A 21,586-nucleotide genomic window follows, 5' to 3' on the forward strand; every position below is an offset into this window, starting at 1 on the left:
CCAGCGTGTCAGCCACCGGTGGCGAAGTGCTCGCGGACGGCACCCAGGTCGGCCTTGCCCGACGGCGTACGCGGGATGGTGTCGACAATCGCGATCCTGGTGGGGATCTCGTACCGCGCCAGCCGTCCCTGCAGATAATCGGTGAGTTCTGCCGAGGGGGCAGGCGTGCGCAGTTCCACCATGGCCACCGGCGTCTCACCGAGGCGCTCGTCGGGAATGCCGATCACCGCGGCGCCGCGCACGGCGGGGTGGCTCTCCAGGGCGGTGCGCACGTCGTCGGGCATCACTTTGAATCCACCGCGGATGATGGCCTGGTCGGCGCGGCCGAGTATCCAGACGAATCCGTCGGCATCGATGCGGGCCAGGTCGGTGGTTCGTATCCAGTCCGCGTCGGCTTCGAATTGCGCCGGTTTGACCTCCAACAGCCCCTTCTCATCGGACCCCAGCGGGGTGCCGTCCTCGTCGACGACGCGCAGCCGGGCCCCCGGATTGGCGCGGCCGACACTGCCCCGCTTGTCTTTCCAGTGTTTCTGGTGGTCGGCCAGCGTCCAGCTCGCCACCCCGCCACCGAACTCGGTGGCGGCGTACGAGGTCAGCACCGGGATGCCGAACTTCTCGGTGAACGCATCGGCATCGTCGGCCGACAGCGGGGCGGTGCCGGAGGTGACCGCGCGGATGCCGGCGAGGTCGTCGCGGGTGAGGTCGGAGTGCAGCACCATGCGCAGTGCGGCCGGCACCAGTGACACCGCTCGCGGCTGGTGCTCGCGCACGGCGTCGGCCCAGCGTTGGAGCTCGAACTTGGGCAGCAGCACGAATGGCCGTGCCTCGGCGATGCACAACAAGACCCGGAACACGCCGCCGACGTGGACCAAAGGCGAGTTGACGATGGCCACCCCGCGTCGCAGTTCGGTTGGTGCCGGGGAGTTTTCGGGATCGCGGCCGATGACGCTGCGGGCGAGCATGTCGTACGTCAGGTCCACGCGTTTGGGAGGGCCGGTGGTGCCGCTGGTCAACATCCACACCGCCACCCCCGGGCGCCCGGCGTCGTGCGCCGGATCCGGGGCGACAACCACCTCTGGCGCGGTGTCGAGATCGCGGATCGTCACGGTCGTCGTCGCGGGGGACGGCGAGGCCAGCGCGGCGATGTCCTCGGCCAGGCCGACGAGTACCGGCAGGTCGAGTGTCTCGATGTCGGCCCTGGTGCGCTCGTCGCCGCGGGAGGGATTGATCACCACGACGGTGCCGCCGGCCGCCAGCACCCCGAGTAGCGCTGCCACATGGGCGGGTTGGTTGCGCAGGAGGATTCCGACGCGCGTGCCGGCTGTCGATGCACCGATGCGCCGCGCGAGCGTCGCGACCTGTCCCCAGGTGAACCACTGGCCGTCGTACTGGATGGCCGGTGCGGCCGGGTCGAGATCGAGTACGTCGTCGATGCGCCGTGAAAGCGGGTGGGGCATCAGCGGATCCGGGGCTGTGTCTTGGGCAGGGGACGCTCGGACAACTCGGCCTTGGCGATCGGATTGCCCAGTCGCGTATAGATGAGGCCCTGGTCCATCGCGGCACGGTACGGCTTGTCCAGGGACTCCCAGATGGCCTTAACCGTGCCCTGGGTGGCAGTCGGCGGTTTCGCCGCGATCGTGGCGGCGATCTCGTGTGCGCGGTCCCACAGCTGATCTCTCGCTACGACTTCGGTGACCAGTCCGATGCGCAGTGCTGTCTCGGCGCTTACCCGTTCGTCGTTGCCCATCAACGCCATCCGCAACGTATCGCCGAGACCGACCCGGCGCATCAGGCCGATCGGCTCCAGCGCCGAGACCAGTCCGGCGCTGACATGAGAATCGAAGAAGGTGGCCTCCTGGGAGCAGATCACGATGTCGGCCTCGTTGACGAAGTACAGCGCCCCGGCGGTGCACATGCCCTGCACCGCGCAGACCACCGGCTTCCACATCTTCTGCCACTTGGGGCTGAGCAGTTCACCGGGATCCTCGTGGTTCCAGACGATCTCGGGCTGTCCGTAGCTTGATTTCACGTCCAGCCCGGCGCTGAAAGCCCGGTCGCCGGCAGCCCGTAGCACCACCGCGTTGATGCCTTCGTCGTCCTTGATTGCATGCCACGCGTCGCGCATCTCGTGGCACATGGCGCGGTTGAACGAGTTCAGGGCCTCGGGGCGGTTCAGCGTGAGCGTGGCCACCCGGGTTTCGTGGTCGAAGTCGAGGAGCAGTGTCTCCATTGCCTGTTACCGTGCCTGCCAGTTGGGCTTGCGCTTCTCGACGAAGGCCCGCGGTCCTTCGAGCGCGTCTTCGGTGCGGACCACCCGCTCGCGGAACGTTTCGGCCAGGATCTCTCCTTCGTGCAGCGGCAGATCCAGGGTCTTGTGAATGGCCAGTCGGGTTCCTCGGACCGCCAGTGGGGCATTGAGACACACGGTGTCGGCGATCTCGTGGGCACGTTCCAGCAGTTTGTCGTGCTCGACGATCTCGGTGATCAACCCGAGTTCGTACGCACGCTCGACGGTCATGCGCTCGTGCTTGCCCATCAGTGCCATCCGCAGCGCCACCGATCGGGGGAGGGCACGGGCCAGGCGCACCATTTCGCGGGCGGCGACCAGACCGATGCTGACGTGCGGGTCGAAGAACGTCGCCTTGTCTGAGGCGATCACGATGTCACCGGTGGTGACCCAGTCCAGTCCGGCGCCGCAGCAGATTCCGTTGATGGCCACCACGACAGGCTTGGCCATGGTACGAAACGGCGGGGTTCCCTCCTGCGGCGCCTCCCACTGTTCGTACGTGGACAGGTAGGGGCGTTCGTTGACGACCTTTCCGTCGCCGGGGATCTCCTTGACGTCGGCGCCGGTGCAGAAGGCCCGACCGGTCGCGGTGACGATCATCAGCCAGACGTCGTCGTTGTTCTCGGCTTCGGTGTAGGCGGCCCGCAGTTCGGTGATCATGTGCGGGGACAACGCATTGAGCGCGTCGGGCCGATTCAGGGTGATGGTGGCCTTGTGGCCGTCCACCTCGTATTTGATGGTCTCGTAATCTGTCATCGATTCCTCTTATCGCCCGGTGAAGTCGGGATCGCGGTGTTCCCGGAACGCAGCCAGGCCTTCTTTGAAATCGCCTGTACGGCAGGAGAGTTCCAGGTTGGACAATTCTTGGTTCATGGACTGGGTCAGGGTGGCGTGCTGGCCGTAGGCAATGGCCTGTTTGGCCAGTCCGATCGCGACGGTCGGCCCGGCGGCCAGGCGTGCCAATAGCGAAACGACTGCCGTATCCAACTCGTCGACGGGCACCGCGCTGTGGATCAGTCCCCAGTCGGCCGCCTGTGATCCGTTGACCTTCTCACCGAGCAGCAGCATGCGCTTGGCCCGGGCCACCCCCGCCAGTCGTGGCAGCAGCCAGGTCGCCCCCGAGTCGGGGGTGAATCCCCGGTTCATGAACGGTTCCCAGAACGTCGCCCCGTCCTCGGCGATGGTGAAGTCGGCGGCGAGGGCCAGGTTGCAGCCCAGGCCGACCGCCCAGCCCCGCACTGCGCATACCACCGGTAGCTGGATAGTGGCCACCAGCTCGATAATCCGGTGCGCGGTGTGCGGGATCCGCCGGACCAGGTCACCGGTACGGGGTCGCTCTCCGGTGCTGTTGGTGGCGACCCAGTCGGCTCCGGCGCAGAAGTTTTCCGCCGCGCCGGTGATGGCGACGGCGCGTAGTGAATCGTCGTGTGCGGCTGCCGACAGGGTCGCGACCAGATCGTCGATCATCTGATGGCTCAACGAGTTACGCCGCGCCGGACGGTCGAGCGTGATGCGCAGGGTGGCGTCCGCACGGGACGTGGTCACCGAACCGTCAGTCACCTGGAAACCAGCCTTTCCGAATCCATACAGTTGCCCATACAGTAGGCGATGCGGTTACAATCTTGTACAAGTTAGCAAGGAAAGGTCGTCGATGGAAGGACGCGTACGGCGCATCCGGCAGCCTCGGGTTGCCGAGATCGTGGCGTCCAAACTGCGCGACGACATCCTGTCCGGCCGCCTGCGTGAGGGTGACATCCTTCCCACCCAGGAGAGCCTGTTCCAGGAGTTCGGGGTCAGCCCGCCCGCGTTGCGTGAGGCGATCCATCTGCTGGAGACGGACGGGTTGATCTCGGTGCGCCGCGGAAACGTCGGCGGTGCCGTGGTGCAGATGCCCTCGGCTGACCGCACCGCCCACATGATCGGCATGGTGCTGCAGACCCGCGCTGCCACGCCCGCCGATGTGAGCGAGGCGCTGCTGCGTCTCGAACCGATCTGCGCGGGCATGTGTGCGGACCGGGAGGACCGTGCCACCGAGGTGGTGCCTTACCTGCAGGCCGAGATCGACCTTCAGGCAGCACAGTTCGAGGACACCTCGCAGTACGTGCCGAACGCCCGGAGGTTCCACGAAGCCCTGGTGTCCCGATGCGGCAACGAGCCGATGATCCTGCTCATCGGCTCGCTGGAGTTGATCTGGTCGACGCACGAATCGTCGGTGTGGACCGGGGAAGACGGCGCCGGCATGTCCGAGAAGACCATGGGGGCCGCGTTGCGCGATCACCAGCGGTTGTTGGATGCGATCGCCGACGGCAATTCGGCGCGGGCCACCAAGCTCGCGGCCGACCATCTCACCGCCGCCCGGCGCACCACGCTGGCCGCCGGTAACGACAAAACCATTGAAGCGAGGTTGATTTCGCATGACAGATGACCGGGTGCTGTTCGAGGTCGATGCGGACCACCGCATCGCCACCATCACGCTGAACAATCCCAGGCAGCGCAACTCCTACGACGCGGCGATGCGCGACGAGGTGGCCCGTTACCTCGACATCGTGGCGGACGACGACGATCTGACCGTGGTGCTGCTGCGCGGGGCCGAGGGCGTGTTCAGCACCGGCGCCGATATGAACAATGCCTACGGCTGGTATGGCGATGAGCGCTCGCGCGAAGAGCAGAGGGCTGGAGCTGAAGGTCCTTCCACGCCCAAGAAGTCCCGTCCGAGCCAGCGGCGCCGACTCACGGTGGACCGCAAGTCGTTTGGCTTCTACCACAACTTCATGGGCTTCCCGAAGGTCACGGTGGGCGAGATCAGCGGCTACGCGCTCGGCGGGGGGTTCGAGATGGCGTTGATGACCGACATCTCGGTGATCGCCCGTGACACCAAGATCGGGATGCCCGCGACGCGGTTCCTCGGCCCCGCCCTCGGCAGCCTGCACATGTTCTTTCACCGCCTCGGTCCGGTGCTGGCCCGGCGGATGCTTCTTACCGGGGACATCGTCGAGGCCGGCTCGATCGAGCACCTCGGCATCTTCACCGACACCTGCGATGCCGACCAGGTGACGGCGCGGGCGCAGTACTGGGCGGCCAAGGCGGCCAAGATGCCCGCCGACGGGGTGGTGATCGCCAAGGAGGCGTTCCGGCTCGTCGAGCAGAGTCAGGCCTACCAGGGCGAGGAGGTGGCCAGCTACATCTTCCATGCCTACGGCACCAACCTGCAGTTTTCGCCCGGTGAGTTCAACTTCGTCAAGACCCGCGCGCAGCATGGCACGAAGGAAGCGTTCCGCCTGCGCGACGAGCATTTCCACGTCCCCGAACCGCAGTAGAAACCCGTCCTGATACCGTTACAGAAACACGATATAGCGTAAAGGTGGAACCATGCCAACACCCGTCATCGTGGGCGCTGCCCGCACAGCGATCGGCCGTTCCTTCAAAGGGACCCTGGTCAACACCCCGCCGGAAACCCTGATCACCACCGTCCTGCCCGAGGTCGTGCGTCGCGCCGGCATCGCCCCGGAGGCCATCGACGACCTGATCTTCGCCGAATCCAATTACGGCGGCGGCGATATCGCGCGCTACGCCGCCGACGCGCTGGGCTGGGAGTCGGTGCCCGGCCAGGCCGTCAACCGGCACTGTGCGGGGTCGCTCACCGCCATCGGTAATGCGTCGGCCCAGATCGGCTCCGGCATGGAGCGGGTCCTGGTGGCCGGCGGTGTGCAGTCGCTGTCCTCGTCGCCGCTGATGAAGTGGCGGGTGCCCGGGTTCGGGCCCGAGATCGAGTTCATCGAGCCGTGGATGACCCCGACGCACGTCGAGACCCCGGACGCACCCATGCGCGACATGTCGATCACGGTCGGCTGGAACACCGCACAGGCCGCCGGGATCACCCGCGAGGACATGGATGCCTGGGCCGCGCGGTCGCACCAGCGCGCCATCGCCGCCATCGACGCGGGCAAGTTCCTCGACGAGATCGTGCCGCTGAAGGTGAACCAACCCGACGGGTCGGTCATCGAGTTCAGCGTCGACGAGCATCCTCGCCGCGGCACCACCGCCGAGAAGCTCGCCGAACTCAAGGTCCTGCACCCGGAGATCGAAGGATTCTCCATCACCGCGGGCAACAGCAGCGGCACCAACGACGCTGCCGCTGCTGTCGCGCTGGTCGGTGACGACTATGCGGCCGCGGAGAACCTCAATGTGCTGGCCACCGTCAGGGCCTGGGGCGCGGTCGGCGTGCCCGCCAAGGACACGGGTCTCGGCGGCGTCGAGGTGATCGGCAAGGTCCTCGGCCGGGCCGGACTCAAGCCCTCGGATGTGGCGCTGTGGGAGATCAACGAGGCGTTCGCCTCGGTGCCGATCGCCGCGGTGCGCAAGTACGGGCTCGACGAGGAGCTGGTGAACTTCTCCGGCAGCGGCTGCAGCCTCGGCCATCCGATCGCCGCTTCCGGTGCCCGCATGGTCACCACGCTCGTCTACGAATTGCAGCGCCGTGGTGGCGGCATCGGCGTCGCCGCGATGTGCGCGGGTGGCGGCCAGGGCGGCGCGGTCGTCATCGAGGTTTAGATCGCTTGACCTGAGCCCGGCGGGGGCGATCCGGCGTGGTCTCCCCGTCTGGCTCAGGTTCGGCAGCGGTCTCCGGGCCGGATTCGGCCTCGGCCTTGCCCGCTGCCTGATACTCGTGCAACTCGGCACGAACAGCTTCGTCGAAGGCGCGGTCCAGGCTGGCATGCGCAAGTCGTCTGGCGGCCCTCCGCATGGTGTCCACCAGGTCGGCGGCCCAAGCGAGCTCGGCATCATTGGTGGGCAGCCAGCCCGGACCCCGCTGGCGGACAACTTCGGTATGACCGCCGCGGGTCAGCTCACGTGCGGCGGCGTCGAGCTTCTTGTCGACCGCGGTGCTGGTTTTCAGAAGTATCTCCAGCGGCATTCCGCGGGATACGAGTGAGCCGAAGTCATCGATGAGCCGTACATCGGGGACCGAGTAGATATTCGCATCGGCCGTCGGCGCGATCATTCCGTGGTTGGTCAGCCGGCGCAGCATCGATGTGTCCAGGTCGCCGAGCCGTCCTTCCAGCTCCTCGAGGGACATGGTGCGTGGCTGCGGGTGCGACCACGGTGCGGTGACCAATTCTTCGAGGTCGGACAGATCCAGCACATCGACGAGGTTCTGTCCGGGCTGCAACCCGGTCAGGAATTTCATGATGTGCTTGAGCGTGAAGCCCTCACTGAGCAACCGGGTGATCGCGCGCAGCTGGCGCAGGTGGCGATCGGTGTAGATCGCCACCCTGCCCCGACGCTGGGGCCGGGGCAGGAGCCCGTTGTCCTGGTAGACGCGAACGTTCCGGGTCGTCGTCCCCGCCTCCCGAGCGAGGTCGTCAATCCGATACTCGGTCACCCCGGAATCCTATCCGGTGGCCGCGGGGCTGCCGCTGACCTGCGCCAGGGGGCTCATGTCGCGGCCCGCCGCGGTCTCGTTGTCGCGACGCGCAGTGATCCTGTAGTCGTGCAGGTTCACCGTCTTCAGCTGATTGACGTATTGGGTGGCGAACCCCGGATACATGGTCGCGTTGAAACCGTCCTCGGTCAGATACCAGCTCTGGCAACCCGAGTTCCAGGTGGTGGAGCCCAGGCGCCGTTGGATGTCCTCGTTGTACCGGTTCTGGGCCTCGATACGGACATCCAGCGATTTCCAGTCGTACCGCAGAAGCGTCGAGATCGCCTCGACGATGTAGTTGATCTGAGCCTCCATGTACACCAGTGCCGAACTGTGTCCGGGGCCGGAGTTCGGTCCGAAGGTGAAGTACAGGTTGGGATAACCCGATACCGCGACGCTGCGGTACGCGTAGGCGCCGCGGCTCCATTCGGCAGCGAGCTCACGGCCGTCGATGCCGGTGATCGGGAACGGGGTACCGGTCTTGCAGACATCGAACCCGGTGGCGAACACGATGCAGTCGAATTGGTGCTCGATGCCCTCGACGGTGCGAATCCCGTTGGGGGACAGCCGAGCGATGGGCCAGGTGACCAGCTTGCAGTTGTCGGCCTGTAAGGCGGGGTAGTACTCGCTGGTCATCAGGAGCCGCTTGCATCCGGCGGAGAAATCCGGCGTCAGCTGGCGCCGCAACCACGGATCCTTCACCTGCAGACGGAGATTGGCGCTGCTGACCGCCTCGACCAGCCGGGTGAACGGGGTGTCCCAGACGACGCCGAGGGCAACCGACTCGTGTCCCCAGTACCAGGCGCTTCTCATCAGGCTCTGGGTCACCGGGAGGTTGCGGTAGAGGCGCTTCAGCCGGCCACTGGTGGGAGTGTTGATCCGCGGCAGTACCCACCCGGGGGTCCGCTGAAAGACCTTGACCGTCTTCGCCGTCTTCACCAGTTCGGGCACGATCTGCACGCCGCTGGCACCGGTCCCGACGACCGCGACCCGTTTGTCGGTGAAGTCGTAGTCGTGATCCCACCGGGCGCTGTGGATCTTGTGGCCCTCGTAGGTGTCGATCCCGGGGATGTTCGGGAAGCTGGCGTTGGCCAGCGGACCGGCAGCGACGATCACACTTCGGGCCCGTACCGGTTCGCGGCCTTCGAGGGCGACGGTCCACTCGCCGGCCTCCGCGTCGTAGGAGATACCGACGACGGTGTGCCCGAACCGGATCGTCGGGCCGATACCGGACGACTCGACCATGCCGTTGATGTACTCCAGGATCTCGGCACTGCCGGAGTACGTGTGTGACCAGTCCGGGTTGGCAGCGAAACTGTACGAATACAGCCGGGACGGAATGTCGCACGCCGCACCGGGATAGGTATTGTCGCGCCAGGTTCCTCCGACTCGGGAATCGCGCTCGAATATCACGAAATCCTCGACGCCCTCGGCCTTGAGCCGGATGGCGGCGCCGATTCCGGCGAATCCGGCACCGATGATGGCAACGGAGATGGATGAAGAAGTCATGTCAGGGCGTCCTTCAGGCGACGGGTTCGTAGGTCAGTTCCTGCGACCAGGTGGGGGTGTTCTCGACCAACGACATCGGGATCATCCCGGTGATCTTGACCAGTGAATCGGCCAGCCAGTGGTACTTGGAGGTCCGGTCGATCACCTTGCGGCTCTGCCACGAGATGATTCGGTACATCGGCAATCGGCGGGCGAATTCGCTGCGTTCGCCGACGCTTTGGAACCTGCGCATCGCCTGGTACAGCCGGTCCTCGTTGACACCCATCTCGACGATGTTGTCGCGCATCTTGTTCAGCAGCGGGAAGTAGCTGAGCACTCCGACCAGGAATGTGGGCTTGATCCAGCCGCCCACCAGCTCGATCAGCAGCTTGCGCATATCGGCATGCCCGAGGATATCCATCACCTCGAAGTCGACGGCCAGGTGCCGGGACTCGTCGGAGTTGATCCGCTTGAACACCTCCTGTGCCACCGGATCTTTGACCTCGTCGGTGATGAACTTGATCAATGCCCCGTCCAGCGCGACCTCGAGCATGGGGATGACGGTGCCGAGGAACGTCAGACCCATTCCGTCGGAATGCTTGTCGAGCCAGTTGATGACCAACTGGACGTTGACGTTCGGCGGTGGGATCTCGTCGTCCTCGAGCATGCCCCACCTGCGCATCAAGGCGAGTTCGGCGTTGGCGTGCTTCTGTTCCTCGGCGTGGAAATGCTCGTAGATGCTCTTGAGCGTCGGATTCGGTGCCTTCTTCGCCAGCGCGGCAAAGCCGCGGGCGCCGACGTTCTCGATCCACATCAGGTCGGTCATGAACGGCTTGAGCTTGGCGTGCAGTTCGGGTTCGATCAGCTCGGCTCCCGGTGCGTCCCAGTCGATGTCGATCAGAGCCCATTGCCGGTCTTTGATCATCTGCAGCATGTTGTCGAGATCCATCGCCATGGTGCGTCCTTTCGGTAGAGCGGGTGTCGGGAAGGGTTCAGTCTTTGGGGAGAACTCGGCCGAGCAGTCCGGCGCCCCGGACGTAGAGACCGGGGAAGTGCCGCTTCAGGTGCCAGATGACAGTGGCGTCGATCTGGGGCACCACGTACAGGCGGCCGCTGTCGTGCGCGTCCAAGGTGCGGGCTGCGACGTTCTCGGGAGACAGCCCGGTCCACCGGGCCAGTTGCTGGCTGAGGTTCATCGAGCCGGGGGTGATGCGGCCATCCTGAAAGACGTTGGTCTTCACGAAGGTCGGGCACAGCACTGTCACCGCGACACCCGTGCCCGCGAGCTCGGCGGCCAGTGTCTCCGACAGCGACATGACGCCCGCTTTGGAGACGTTGTACGGCGCCATCGACGGTGCCGCAGCAAATCCCGCTGCCGAGGCCACGTTGATGATCCCGCCTCGGCCGGCCTCGCGCAGGATCGGCGTGAAGACCTCACACCCGTACACCACACCCCACAGGTTGATTCCGAGCGCCCAGTCCCAGTCCTCGAATCCGATGGCGCCGACGGGCTTGCCGCCGACGCCGACGCCGGCGTTGTTGATCACCAGGGTCGGTGGACCGCCGAAAACACTGGCGGCCTGCTTGGCCAACTGCTCGACAGCGGTGCGATCGGATACGTCGCAGACCACGGCGTGGCCCTTCCCGGTGCGGAGTTCCTCGATCAGCGCCACCGTCTCGTCGGCCCGGTCGGAATCGATATCGGCACAGATGACCTCGCCACCCCTCCGGGCGAGCTCAAGGGCGAACGACCGCCCGATGCCGCTACCTGCGCCGGTCACGACCGCCTTCGCTTCAGTGCAACGCCGATCGCCACGAAAAGCGTTGAGCAGCATGTCGATTCCGAACATCAGCACACCTCCATCTGGGGGTTGGGTCGGTCGTCCGCGAGCACGGCGGAGAAGAACCCCGCCGCCCGCCGCAGCGCCGTCGCTGCTTCGGGCGCCAGCCGGGGCAGTGCCTGGAAAACGTGCACCATGGCGGGCCAGACCTCGAGGGTGCTCACCCCTCCGTTCCGGGTGATCTCGGTATCGAGGTAGCGCGCGTCCGCGCTGAGCATTTCGAACTCCCCGACCTGGATCAGCATGGGTGGCAGGCGATCCGCCTTCTCGAAGTCGAGGCGCAGCCGCGGCTGGTCCGGGTTCTGTGCCGCCGTGTACAGCCCGACCAACTGCCGCGCCGCCGTCGCCGACATCGCCGGATCACGGCGCACCTGTTCCTGCTGTAGCGCGAGTGCCATGGTGAGGTCGATCAGAGGGGAGAACAGCACGACTCCGGCGGGCTGGAAACCGGGTTCGTCGGCGTGCTGGAGCAGCAGGTCGCAGGTCAGGTGGCCACCCGCGGAGTCCGCGCCGATCACGACGTCCGATGCCGAATATCCCTGCGCGAGTAACCACCGATAGCCCGCTTCGACGTCGTCGGCGGCGGCCGGGAATCGGTGTTCGGGAGCCAGGCGGTAGTCGACCGAGAAAAACGGGATGCCGGTGGCCTGGGAAAGCTGTGCCACCAGCTTGCGGTGCGTGTGTGCCGAACAGATCACGTAGGCGCTGCCGTGGATGTAATAGCCGGCGCGCGTGCCGAACTTCACGCCCGGGCCGATCACCCATTCGCCGCGCAGTCCGGGCCGGCGGACCGGGATGACCCTGGTGCCGTCGGGCATCGATCCCAACGTCCCCATGATGGTGGCGATCAGACCGCGGGAGAACCACACTCCCGGACGGTTCATCGGGATCACGCCGGTGAGGCAGCCCAACGTCCACCGGGTGGTGGCGGCCGCGACGACGGCGCGCAGGGAACGGCCACTGGGCACAGCCGGCAGGTCGGGTGAGGCAACTCCGGTCACGAGGGTTACGTCACCACAGACTGTTACATTTGTCAATGTAACAATCGGCGATGACGTCACGGGCCAGGTGAGCTGGGTGCCGGCTCACTTGGAAGCGGTGGGTACGCGAAATCGACCGGCCGCGAACGGAAATCCGGATTGGTGGCGCACGAAAGTGGCCGGAGCGCCAGGGGCGACTTCGGCTCAGGTGAAGGTTGCGCTTATTTGCGCTTGGACTTGGTCGCCGTCGGTTGTGCGATCCGTGCGGCCGCGTGGTCGAGGATGCACTCAAGGCCGTACTCGAAGTTCTTCTCGTCGGCCGCGCCGATGCGGTGTCCCTCGGTGGTGACCTGTGCGAGCAGAGGCGTGACTTCCGGGTCGATGACCATGGTCTCTTCGTAGTCGCCCGGTGCGTTGTCGTTGGCCCGGTTCTTTTCGTAGAGGCGGTGCAGCACCACCGAGCCGCGCACGTGTACGGAGACGGCCGAATAGGTGTCGAAGGCGTCCTCGACTGGCAATCCGGCCTCCACCAGGCCGGAGATCGCGGTCTCCATCTCTTGCACGCCGAGGCGTGCGGCACGCGGGCTCAGGGCGGAGCGAATGAGAATGAGATCACACAGAATCGGGTTGCCCATGAAGGCTTTTCGCATGGTCCTGGCGTGGTTGGCCAACGACTCGCGCCAGTCCTTCGCTTCGACATAAGGAGTGGCGACCACGAACTCGCGGAGTGCGCGGTCGGTCATCGCGTTGAGCAGGTCATCCTTCTTGCGGAAGTACCAGTAGATGCTGGTGACGCCGACGCCGAGATGTTTGCCCAAGAGCGGCATGCTGAGGTTGTCGATCGACACCTGCTCGGCGAGTTCGAATGCACCCTTGATGATGTCTTCGGGATTGATGGACCCGCGTTCGCGCCGTTGACGTTTCTCAGCGGTCGGTTGCTTTGCCACTGCGGGCACCTCCATCGAAATCGATCCTGCTCAAGCCGTCCTGTGGCGCGGGTCAATCGCAGGTGAATTTACCGCCGGCCACCACCTGAACTGCGCCAATGTGCGCGTGTCGCGGGGTCTTGTCGCTGTCGAGCTTACCGGTAGCCTCTCTGTTGCTGCCGTCCACAGTGGGCGCCGAGGCGTCGCTCGGAGGTATTGGACGGGGTTCCGGCTTTTTACTGTAACCCCTATAGTAGGCTTTTCCGGGTAATTGGGCCGCAAGCGAAGGGGCAGTTGGTGTCGGAAGTAGTTCTGCGGGAGCGTCGGGGTCGCACGCTCATCATCACGATCAATCGTCCGGAAGCACGCAACGCGTTCAATCTCGCGGTGGTCCAGGGCCTCGCCGATGCCATGGACGAACTCGACGACACCCCAGAACTGTCGGTGGCCGTCCTGACCGGCGCGGGCGGAAACTTCTGCGCCGGCATGGACCTCAAGGCGTTCGCATCGGGGGAGCTGCCCTACGTGCCCGGTCGCGGCGCCGGCTTCACCGAGCGCCCGCCGCGCAAGCCACTGATCGCCGCGGTCGAGGGGTTCGCGCTCGCCGGTGGTACCGAGCTGGTTCTGGCGACCGACCTCGTGGTCGCCTCCAAGGTCGCCAAATTCGGTATCCCCGAGGTCAAGCGGGGTCTCGTGGCCGGTGGCGGTGGACTGCTGCGACTGCACCAGCGCATTCCGTACCAGAAGGCGATGGAACTCGCGCTCACCGGCGACAGCTTCACTGCCGAGGAAGCCGCCGCGTGGGGTTTCGTCAACAAGCTGACCGAGCCCGGTGAGGCACTCGACGGTGCCCTGGAACTCGCCGATCGAATCACCGCCAACGGCCCACTGGCCGTGGCCGTGACCAAGGAGATCATCGCGTCATCCTCGGAGTGGTCGGCCGACGAGATGTGGAAGAAGCAGGGCGAACTGCTCGGACCGGTGTTCTCCTCCAATGACGCCAAGGAGGGGGCGATCGCCTTCGCCGAGAAGCGGGCGCCCAATTGGACGGGTTCCTGAGACCGGCGGGCAGGAGCGAAGCGACCGGAGAGTAACTGGCCATGGATCTCGGTTTCGCAGGTGCGGCCACCGTTGTCGTGGGCGGTGGCCGTGGGATGGGTTTCGCAACCGCCCAGTGTCTGGCCGAGGACGGCGCGCGCATAGCCATCGTCGGTCGGTCCCAGGACGTACTCGATGCTGCCGCAACGGAGCTGGGTCGGCTGGGATCGCCGGAGGCGGTCGGGATCGTCGCCGACACCTCGGACAGCTCCCAAGTCGAGCAGGCTTTTGCCGAGGTCGGCGACCGGTGGGGTGAGCTGAACGCGTTGATCAACACGGTCGGCCCGGGTGCTGCGGGCAACTTCGAAGAGCTGACCGACGACCAGTGGCGGGACGCATTCGACACCGGTCTGATGGGCATGGTGCGCTGCGTACGGGCGGCGTTGCCGTTGCTGCGCAACGCCGAATGGGCTCGCGTCGTCAATTTCTCCGCGCATTCGGTCCAGCGGCAGAGCACTCGGCTGCCGGCTTACACGGCGGCAAAGGCAGCGCTGAACAGCGTGTCCAAGAATCTGTCGCTGTTGTTGGCCAAGGACGAGATCATGGTCAACGTGGTCTCGCCGGGCAGCATCTCCTCGGAAGCGCTGCGAGGCTGGGCCGACACGGTTGGTGTCGACGGCAACGATCCGTATGCGTTGATGGCGGCCATCGATGAGCATTTCGGGCATCCGGCCCACCTGCCGCGTGCCGGACTTCCTGGTGAAATCGGTCCCGTCGCAGCCTTTTTGGCGTCCAAGCGCAACTCGTACATGACCGGGGCCAACGTCAACGTGGACGGCGGATCGGACTTTATCTAGGGGGCGGTATGGCAACGGCAACCGAAGCGCGGGACTGGGCTCGCTCAGCCTTGCGGGGGATCGGTGACTCGCTCTATACCCCGTTCTGCGGAACCGATGGCGACGACATCGACTGGGATGCCTACCGGCGCCTGGTGCGCTACTGCGTCGGCGACCTCGGCCATCAGATGCTCTGGTGTACCAGCGGTTTGGCCGAGTTCTGGGCGCTGACCCTCGCCGAGCGCAAGCGGCTGCTCGAGGTGGCGATCGACGAGGGGCGCCGCGCCAATCCGGGTGTGGTCGTGCAGGCCTGCACCGCGGCCACGTCGGCCAAGGACTGTCTGGAGCTCACGCTGCACGCACAACATGCGGGCGCCGACATCGTCTACATCCAGACCCCCATGATGGAGGCACACGCCGGGGAGGGCGTTCTGCGCTTCTTCTCCTACATCGCCGAACGCACGGATATCGCCCTGGGCATGTTCAATTCGCCGTCCTCGGGCTATGTCCTGGCGCCGGACGAGAGCGCCCGGATCGCCGAGGCGATCCCGGCGGTGTGCGCCACCAAGGAGGGCGCCTTCCGGCCGGCCGCGAGCCGTCGGCTACACGAGCTGGTGCCGTACCTGGCGGTCTGGGAGTGTGACACCACGGTGTACCGGGCCGGCTGGCTGCGTGAGGGCATCGTCTGCCCGGCCCAGTTGGGTACTGCCGGATATCTCTACGAGACGCCGCAACGCCGCATCTTCACCGAGTACTGGGACCTGGTGTACGCCGACCGGCTCATCGAGGCGATGGACTTCGGCCGGGAGTCCGGGTTGGACCAGTTCGGTCTGGACATGGGTTCCTGGTTCACCTGCTATCCGGGTCGAGCCGACTATTTCACCCACTGGGCCGGCGCGTTCAAACACGCGGCGTCGGTGCTGGGGTTGCCCGTCGGCGGGTACCCGCACTCCCGTCCGCCCCAGGCATTGCTGCCGGATGCGGCCAAGACCCAGATCGAAACCGCTTATCGCAAGCTCGGTTTGATCGATTCCTGAGCCGCCTTTGTGCAGGTCGCGGTGCCGACGCCGGGCTTGCGGAATGCACTACCGATAGGTATACAGTATGTATGTCTGAACGGCTGGTGTGGCATCGGGGAGGTATCGCGGATGACGGTCGCTGACAGTGTCGGAACCGAGGCTGTTCTCTACGAGGTGACGGGTGCCGGCGTTGCTGTCATTACGCTGAACCGCCCCGATCGGCTGAACTCCTGGGGCGCGGACATCTCGGCCGGCGTCTACGCGAGTTTCGATCGCGCCGAAGCCGATCCGGCGGTCCGGGTGATCGTGCTGACCGGGAGCGGCCGCGGGTTCTGCGCGGGCGCCTACATGGGTGCCATGCAGGACCTGGGCGCCAGCATCAACGAAGACACCGATGTCAGCAAGATCGTCGGCGAACGTCACCCGCATTTCCTGACCGAACTGCGCAAGCCCGTCATCGCCGCCATCAACGGGGCGTGCGTCGGCATCGGGCTCACGCACGCGTTGATGTGCGATGTCCGGTTCGCCGCTGCCGGAGCGAAATTCGCCACGGCGTTTCCCCGTCGCGGGCTGATCGGCGAGTACGGCATCACCTGGATCCTGCCGAGGCTGGCGGGCTGGGGTGCGTCGGCGGACCTGCTGCTGAGCGGACGCACCTTCTTCGCCGAGGAAGCCGTCGCGCTCGGTCTGGTGAAAGAGGTTGTGGCGCCGGAAGATCTGTTGAGCCGTGCGCTGGGGTACGCCGAAGATCTGGCTCGCAACTGTTCACCGGCCTCGATGGCTGTCATCAAACGTCAGCTCTACGGCGACGCCCACGACGACGTGCGCGATGTCAGCGCCCGCGCCGAAACCTTGATGCACGAATCCATGGTGCGGCCCGATCTCATCGAAGGCATCACCGCGTTCTTCGAGAAACGACCCCCGAACTTCCCGCCGCTGAAAGAAGGTTGATGACATGACCGACACCCCAGAGCGTCTGCCCTACCTGGCCGTCGATGTCGACAACCACTACTACGAGCCGGTGGACGCCTTCACCCGGCACCTGCCCAAGGAGTTCCGGAGCCGTGGAGTGCAGATGGTCCAGGACGGCAAGCGGACCCTGGCCGTGATGGGCGGAACCGTCAACCACTTCATCCCCAACCCGACCTTCGACCCGATCATCGAACCGGGCTGCCTGGATCTGCTGTTCCGGGGAGAGATCCCCGAGGGCGTCGACCCCGCCTCCCTGATGAAGGTCGACCGGCTCTCCGAACACCCCGAGTATCAGAATCGCGATGCCCGGCTGAAGGTGCTGGACCGGCAGCGACTCGAAACCGTGTTCATGCTGCCGACTTTCGCCTGCGGTGTGGAGGAGGGGCTCAAGCACGACATCGAGGCCACCATGGCCTCGGTGCACGCCTTCAACCTGTGGCTCGATGAGGACTGGGGGTTTGACCGGCCTGACGGCCGCTTCGTATCGGCACCCATCATCTCGCTCGCCGATCCCGAAAAGGCGGTCGAGGAGGTCGAGTTCGTGATCAGCCGGGGCGCCAAGCTGGTGTGTGTGCGTCCGGCCCCGGTGCCGGGCGCGGTCAGGCCGCGCTCCCTCGGTGATCCGTTGCATGATCCGGTGTGGGCCCGGTTGGCCGAGGCCGGTGTCGCGGTGGTGTTCCACCTGTCGGACTCCGGCTACATGGCGGTCCCGGCGTTGTGGGGCGGCAGCGGGGTGTTCAAGGGATTCGGCAAGCGTGATCCGCTCGACATGGTGATCATGGACGACCGCGCCATCCACGACACCATGGCCTCGATGATCGTGCACCAGGTCTTCACTCGGCATCCCAAGCTCAAGGTGTGCAGCATCGAGAACGGCTCCTACTTCGTCTACCGGCTGATCAAGCGGCTGAAGAAGGCCGCCAACAATGCGCCGTACCACTTCAAGGAGGATCCGGTCGAGCAGTTGCGCAACAACGTCTGGATCGCGCCGTACTACGAGGACGACGTAAAGCTGCTCGCCGCCACCATCGGGGTGGACAAGATCCTGTTCGGCTCGGACTGGCCGCACGGCGAGGGGCTGGCCGACCCGACCACCTTCACCGCGGACATCCCGCAGTTCCCGGAGTTCAGCCTCGAAGACACCCGGAAGGTGATGCGCGACAACGCACTCGAGCTCCTCGGTGACCCGACCCGGACTGCGCCCGGCGTCGCAGGCCTGGTGTCGGTCTAGCCGCCGCCATGGCCGAATGGACGATCGGCGCCGTCGTCGACGCGATTGCCGAGGCGGTACCTGACCGGGAGATGACGGTGTGCGGCACTCGTCGCACCACCTTCGCGCAGGGAGCTGACCGGACCAGTCGGCTGGCCAACTTTCTGGCCTCGCGCGGATTGGGCGCGCACCGCGAACGTGGCGACCTGAACCGCTGGGAATGCGGCCAGGACGTGGTCGCGCTCGTCATGCACAACGACCTGTATCCCGAGATGGTGATCGGCTGCCTCAAGGCGCGCACGGTCCCGGTGAACGTCAACTACTACTACTCGCCGGGCGAGGTGGCCGACCTGCTGGCGTACCTGAAGCCACGTGCGGTGATCTACCACCGCTCGCTGGGGGCGAAGTTCGCTTCTGCACTGGGGGACGAAGCGCTGCAGGCCGAACTGCTGATCTCGGTCGACGACGGCGACGGTGCCGAACTGCCGGATGCAGTGCCACTGGAAGATGCTCTGGCTCAGGGGGATTGCGACCACGGCATCACCCCATCTCCTGATGATCTGCTCATGGTCTGTACGGGCGGTACGACCGGGCGTCCCAAAGGGGTGATGTGGCGGCAGGGCGACATCTACGTGTCCTCGATGAACGGTGCCGACCACGAGCAGGTGAGCGAGATCCACGACAAGGTGGTCAATGCCGGCCCACCGTGGTTTGCGGTGTCGCCGTTGATGCATGCCGCCGGGATGTGGACCGCGTTCTCCGGCCTGCTGTCCGGCCAGACGGTGGTCCTGCACGACACCAAACCACGCTTCGACCCGCGCACCGTGCTCGAAACCGCGCAGCGCGAGAAGATCGGGCTGATGACAATGGTGGGCGACGCCTACGCCGCACCGATCGTCGAGGAGCTGGGCCGGCGATCCTATGACCTGTCGTCGATGTTCGCGATCGGCACGGGCGGAGCGGCGACAAACCCGAAACATCAACGCGCACTGCTGGAACACATCCCGCAGATCACCATCATCAACGGATTCGGTTCTTCGGAGACCGGCAACATGGGGTTCGGCCATACTCAGCGCGAAACCCCGACTGCCGAAACCTTCCAGCTTCGGGCTGGAGGTTTGGTCCTGGCCGACGACTACTCCCGGTTCCTGGATCCCGGCGACACCGAGGTGGGCTGGGTGGCACGTAACGGCCGAATCCCGCTCGGCTACTTCAACGACGAAGCGGCGACGGGGAAGACCTTCCCCGAGGTGGCCGGCGAACGGGTGGTGGTCTCGGGTGACCGCGCCTCGCTCGACGCCGACGGCACCCTGCGCCTGTTGGGCCGGGATTCGTTGGTGGTCAACACCGGTGGGGAGAAGGTGTTCGTCGAGGAGATCGAAGAAGTGCTGCGCGCACACCCGCTGGTCGTCGATGCGCTGGCGGTGGGCCGGCCCAGTGAGCGGTGGGGTGAAGAGATCGTGGCCCTGGTGGCTGTGCGGGACGCGGTCGACGCCGACGCCCTCCGGGAGCACTGCGCCACCCAGCTGGCCCGGTTCAAACTTCCCAAGGACGTGCTGTTCGTCGAGGAGATTCGCAGACTCGGCAACGGCAAGGCCGACTATCGCTGGGCCAAGGGCCTGGCCTCGGAACAGGCGGAGATCAAGGCATGACACGCACAGAGAATCGGGTGATCGACTGTCTGGCCAACGTGCATTTCGGCGAGACGGAGAACCAGCCGACCTTCATGAAGAAGGTGCGGGACGATTATTTCAAGGGCCCGCAGTCGATGTACGACCCCATCGACCTGTCGGAGCTGCTCGACGAGATGGACACCCACGGTGTGCAGAAGGCGATCCTGATGGATTCGCTGGCCAAACCGTCGGTGACGGCGCGGAAATTCGTTGAGGCGCATCCGGACCGCTTCGCGCTGGCGATGGGCGGGGTGAACCTGTTGCGTCCCATCCCGTCGCTGCGTGAACTCGCAGCCGTCGCAGCCGACCTTCCGGTCGCCTATACCGTTGTCGGACCCAGCTTCTGGGGAGACGGGCAGTATCCGCCGAGCGATGCCGTGTACTATCCGCTCTACACCAAATGTGCCGAGATGGAACTGCCGCTGTGCGTCAACACGGGCATTCCCGGGCCGCCGATCCCGGGCGAGGTGCAGAACCCCATCCATCTCGACCGCGTGTGTGTTCGGTTCCCGGAGTTGAAGCTGTGCATGATCCACGGCGCAGATCCGTGGTGGGACATCGCGATCCGGATGCTGATCAAATACCAGAACCTGCGGCTGATGACGTCGGCCTGGTCACCCAAGCGGTTGCCGGAGTCACTGCTGCACTTCATGCGGACCCGCGGCAAGAACAAGATCATCTTCGCCTCGGATTTCCCGGTATTGCGCATGCAGCGCGTCGTGCCCGAGGCGCTGGCGCTCGACCTGCCTGCCGATGTGCTGGACAACTACCTCTACAACAATGCCGCGGAGTTCTTCTTCGGCAGAGACGACTAGGACGCCCTCGGCGAAGCCGAGAAAGGAGCACGGATGGACCGCTACGAACTGCGCAGGCTGGATTACAGCCTGACCGAGGACCATGTCGACCTGCAGACCGCGTACCGGCAGTTCTTCAAGACGCACTCCGACATCGAGGCCGTGCGTGCCGCCGAGCCTTCGGGTTTCGACAAGAGTCTGTGGGAACGGTTGTGCGCCATGGGCGCCACCACGATGGCACTCCCGGAATCCGTCGGCGGTGACGGGGCGACCCTGGTGGACCTGACCTTGGTGGCAGAGGAACTCGGCCGCTCGCTGGCGCCCGTGCCGTGGATCGACCATGTCGTCGCGGCGCGGTTGCTGGCCCGGCTGGGCGCATGCGAGTCCGAAGAGATCGTGCAGGGCACCCAGATCGTCGGACTCGATCCGCAGCAGGTGGCGCCGACCGGTGCCCGGCTGATCCCGATCGGATCGATCGCCGACCACATCGTCGTCCGCGACGGACAGGATGTGGTGAAGCTGGAATTCTCCACGCGGCCTGCCCGGGTAGACAACATCGGCAAGCTGCCGATGGCGTGGGTGGATCCAGCCGCCGCAGACACCCGCGTCGTGCTGGCCAGTGGTGCCGATGCCCTTGCGGAATATCAACGGGCGCTGGATGAATGGCGTCTTCTGACCGCGGCGGCGCTGGTGGGTCTGGTCGAGGAGACGATGACGATCGCTGCCGAGTTCGCCAAGTCTCGGTACACCCTCGGGGTGCCGATCGGGACGCTGCAAGGCATTTCGCATCCGTTGGCCAACATCGCGATCACGGTTCAGAGCGGGCGCGGACTGGCGCGTCGGGCGGCGTGGTTCCTCGACAACGAGCCGGACGAGCGGCCGGAGCTGGCTCCTTCTGCATTCGTCTTCATGGCCGAGGAGGCCGCCAAGGCCGCCACCATGGCGGTGCATGTACAGGGCGGACTCGGGGTGTCGGCGGAGGCTGCGGCCACCGCGTACCTGGTGCGGGCGCGCGGTTGGGCGCTGGCAGGCGGTGACCCGGGTGCCACCGCGGTGCACATCGCTCAGATCGTCTCGGCTCGTGAAAGCAAGGTTTAGAT

At 65.7% G+C, this 21,586-nt stretch carries 21 protein-coding genes; 11 read left to right on the plus strand and 10 right to left on the minus strand.

The window, feature by feature from the left end; all coding sequences use genetic code 11:
* Positions 1-8: 8 nt before the first annotated feature.
* From A5779_RS23685 to A5779_RS23700, 4 genes are read right to left on the minus strand one after another with little or no spacing between them, the layout of a single operon-like run.
* The gene (locus A5779_RS23685; RefSeq protein WP_064886187.1) at positions 9-1,457 is read right to left on the minus strand and encodes a class I adenylate-forming enzyme family protein; all 1,449 of its coding nucleotides are present in this window, start codon (positions 1,455-1,457) and stop codon (positions 9-11) included.
* The gene (locus A5779_RS23690) at positions 1,457-2,230 is read right to left on the minus strand and encodes an enoyl-CoA hydratase/isomerase family protein (protein WP_064886189.1); all 774 of its coding nucleotides are present in this window, start codon (positions 2,228-2,230) and stop codon (positions 1,457-1,459) included. Before A5779_RS23690 ends, A5779_RS23685 begins: the two co-directional genes overlap by 1 nt.
* Before the next feature lie 6 nt (positions 2,231-2,236).
* A complete protein-coding gene (locus tag A5779_RS23695; protein WP_064886190.1) occupies positions 2,237-3,043 on the minus strand; it encodes an enoyl-CoA hydratase/isomerase family protein in 807 nt (268 codons plus the stop codon).
* A 9-nt stretch (positions 3,044-3,052) separates the two neighbouring features.
* The gene (locus A5779_RS23700) at positions 3,053-3,847 is read right to left on the minus strand and encodes an enoyl-CoA hydratase/isomerase family protein (protein ID WP_082941820.1); all 795 of its coding nucleotides are present in this window, start codon (positions 3,845-3,847) and stop codon (positions 3,053-3,055) included.
* Positions 3,848-3,938: 91 nt separating this feature from the next.
* Between A5779_RS23700 and A5779_RS23705 the strand changes: the two genes are divergently transcribed.
* Genes A5779_RS23705 through A5779_RS23715 form a run of 3 tightly spaced genes read left to right on the plus strand, consistent with a single transcriptional unit; the run spans position 3,939 to position 6,838 of the window.
* Complete coding sequence (locus A5779_RS23705; protein WP_064886192.1) at positions 3,939-4,712, plus strand: FadR/GntR family transcriptional regulator; 774 nt, start codon at positions 3,939-3,941, stop codon at positions 4,710-4,712.
* Positions 4,702-5,604: an enoyl-CoA hydratase/isomerase family protein gene (locus A5779_RS23710; protein ID WP_064886193.1), complete on the plus strand. Its 903-nt coding sequence runs from the start codon at positions 4,702-4,704 to the stop codon at positions 5,602-5,604. The genes A5779_RS23705 and A5779_RS23710 overlap by 11 nt, the downstream gene beginning before the upstream one ends.
* A gap of 52 nt (positions 5,605-5,656) precedes the next feature.
* A complete protein-coding gene (locus A5779_RS23715) occupies positions 5,657-6,838 on the plus strand; it encodes a thiolase family protein (RefSeq protein ID WP_064886194.1) in 1,182 nt (393 codons plus the stop codon).
* Here the strand turns inward: A5779_RS23715 and A5779_RS23720 are convergent.
* From A5779_RS23720 to A5779_RS23745, 6 genes are all read right to left on the minus strand, one after another.
* Positions 6,825-7,670, minus strand: coding sequence for a MerR family transcriptional regulator (locus tag A5779_RS23720; RefSeq protein WP_064886195.1), 846 nt, complete (start codon positions 7,668-7,670; stop codon positions 6,825-6,827). The two genes, A5779_RS23715 and A5779_RS23720, sit on opposite strands and share 14 nt — an antisense overlap.
* A 9-nt stretch (positions 7,671-7,679) precedes the next feature.
* Complete coding sequence (locus A5779_RS23725) at positions 7,680-9,218, minus strand: flavin-containing monooxygenase (protein WP_064886196.1); 1,539 nt, start codon at positions 9,216-9,218, stop codon at positions 7,680-7,682.
* 13 nt (positions 9,219-9,231) lie between these two features.
* Positions 9,232-10,152 carry a hypothetical protein gene (locus A5779_RS23730; protein WP_064886197.1) on the minus strand — a complete coding sequence of 307 codons (921 nt, stop codon included), beginning with the start codon at positions 10,150-10,152 and terminating at the stop codon, positions 9,232-9,234.
* A 37-nt stretch (positions 10,153-10,189) separates the two neighbouring features.
* A complete protein-coding gene (locus A5779_RS23735; RefSeq protein WP_110777668.1) occupies positions 10,190-11,047 on the minus strand; it encodes an SDR family NAD(P)-dependent oxidoreductase in 858 nt (285 codons plus the stop codon).
* On the minus strand, positions 11,047-12,039 hold the full coding sequence (locus tag A5779_RS23740; protein ID WP_064886198.1) for an alpha/beta hydrolase: 993 nt from the start codon (positions 12,037-12,039) through the stop codon (positions 11,047-11,049). Before A5779_RS23740 ends, A5779_RS23735 begins: the two co-directional genes overlap by 1 nt.
* A 200-nt stretch (positions 12,040-12,239) precedes the next feature.
* Complete coding sequence (locus tag A5779_RS23745; RefSeq protein WP_179964497.1) at positions 12,240-12,980, minus strand: TetR/AcrR family transcriptional regulator; 741 nt, start codon at positions 12,978-12,980, stop codon at positions 12,240-12,242.
* A gap of 261 nt (positions 12,981-13,241) precedes the next feature.
* Between A5779_RS23745 and A5779_RS23750 the strand changes: the two genes are divergently transcribed.
* The 8 genes from A5779_RS23750 to A5779_RS23785 all read left to right on the plus strand — a co-directional run bounded on the left by A5779_RS23750 (position 13,242) and on the right by A5779_RS23785 (position 21,584).
* Complete coding sequence (locus A5779_RS23750; protein WP_003881296.1) at positions 13,242-14,003, plus strand: crotonase/enoyl-CoA hydratase family protein; 762 nt, start codon at positions 13,242-13,244, stop codon at positions 14,001-14,003.
* Positions 14,004-14,044: 41 nt separating this feature from the next.
* Positions 14,045-14,839, plus strand: a complete 795-nt coding sequence (locus tag A5779_RS23755; protein ID WP_064886199.1) for an SDR family NAD(P)-dependent oxidoreductase — start codon at positions 14,045-14,047, stop codon at positions 14,837-14,839.
* Positions 14,840-14,847: 8 nt separating this feature from the next.
* Positions 14,848-15,855 (plus strand): dihydrodipicolinate synthase family protein, encoded by a 1,008-nt coding sequence (locus A5779_RS23760; RefSeq protein ID WP_064886200.1) that lies wholly within the window; start codon positions 14,848-14,850, stop codon positions 15,853-15,855.
* A 111-nt stretch (positions 15,856-15,966) separates the two neighbouring features.
* Complete coding sequence (locus tag A5779_RS23765; protein ID WP_064886201.1) at positions 15,967-16,788, plus strand: enoyl-CoA hydratase; 822 nt, start codon at positions 15,967-15,969, stop codon at positions 16,786-16,788.
* Between the two features lie 4 nt (positions 16,789-16,792).
* The gene (locus A5779_RS23770; RefSeq protein WP_064886202.1) at positions 16,793-18,040 is read left to right on the plus strand and encodes an amidohydrolase family protein; all 1,248 of its coding nucleotides are present in this window, start codon (positions 16,793-16,795) and stop codon (positions 18,038-18,040) included.
* 8 nt (positions 18,041-18,048) lie between these two features.
* The gene (locus A5779_RS23775) at positions 18,049-19,671 is read left to right on the plus strand and encodes an acyl-CoA synthetase (protein ID WP_064886203.1); all 1,623 of its coding nucleotides are present in this window, start codon (positions 18,049-18,051) and stop codon (positions 19,669-19,671) included.
* Positions 19,668-20,507, plus strand: coding sequence for an amidohydrolase family protein (locus A5779_RS23780; protein WP_064886204.1), 840 nt, complete (start codon positions 19,668-19,670; stop codon positions 20,505-20,507). Before A5779_RS23775 ends, A5779_RS23780 begins: the two co-directional genes overlap by 4 nt.
* 33 nt (positions 20,508-20,540) lie before the next feature.
* A complete protein-coding gene (locus A5779_RS23785; RefSeq protein WP_064886205.1) occupies positions 20,541-21,584 on the plus strand; it encodes an acyl-CoA dehydrogenase family protein in 1,044 nt (347 codons plus the stop codon).
* Positions 21,585-21,586: the final 2 nt, after the last annotated feature.

It is taken from the genome of Mycolicibacterium peregrinum (genome assembly GCF_001665625.1).
GTDB classification, from domain to species: domain Bacteria; phylum Actinomycetota; class Actinomycetes; order Mycobacteriales; family Mycobacteriaceae; genus Mycobacterium; species Mycobacterium peregrinum_B.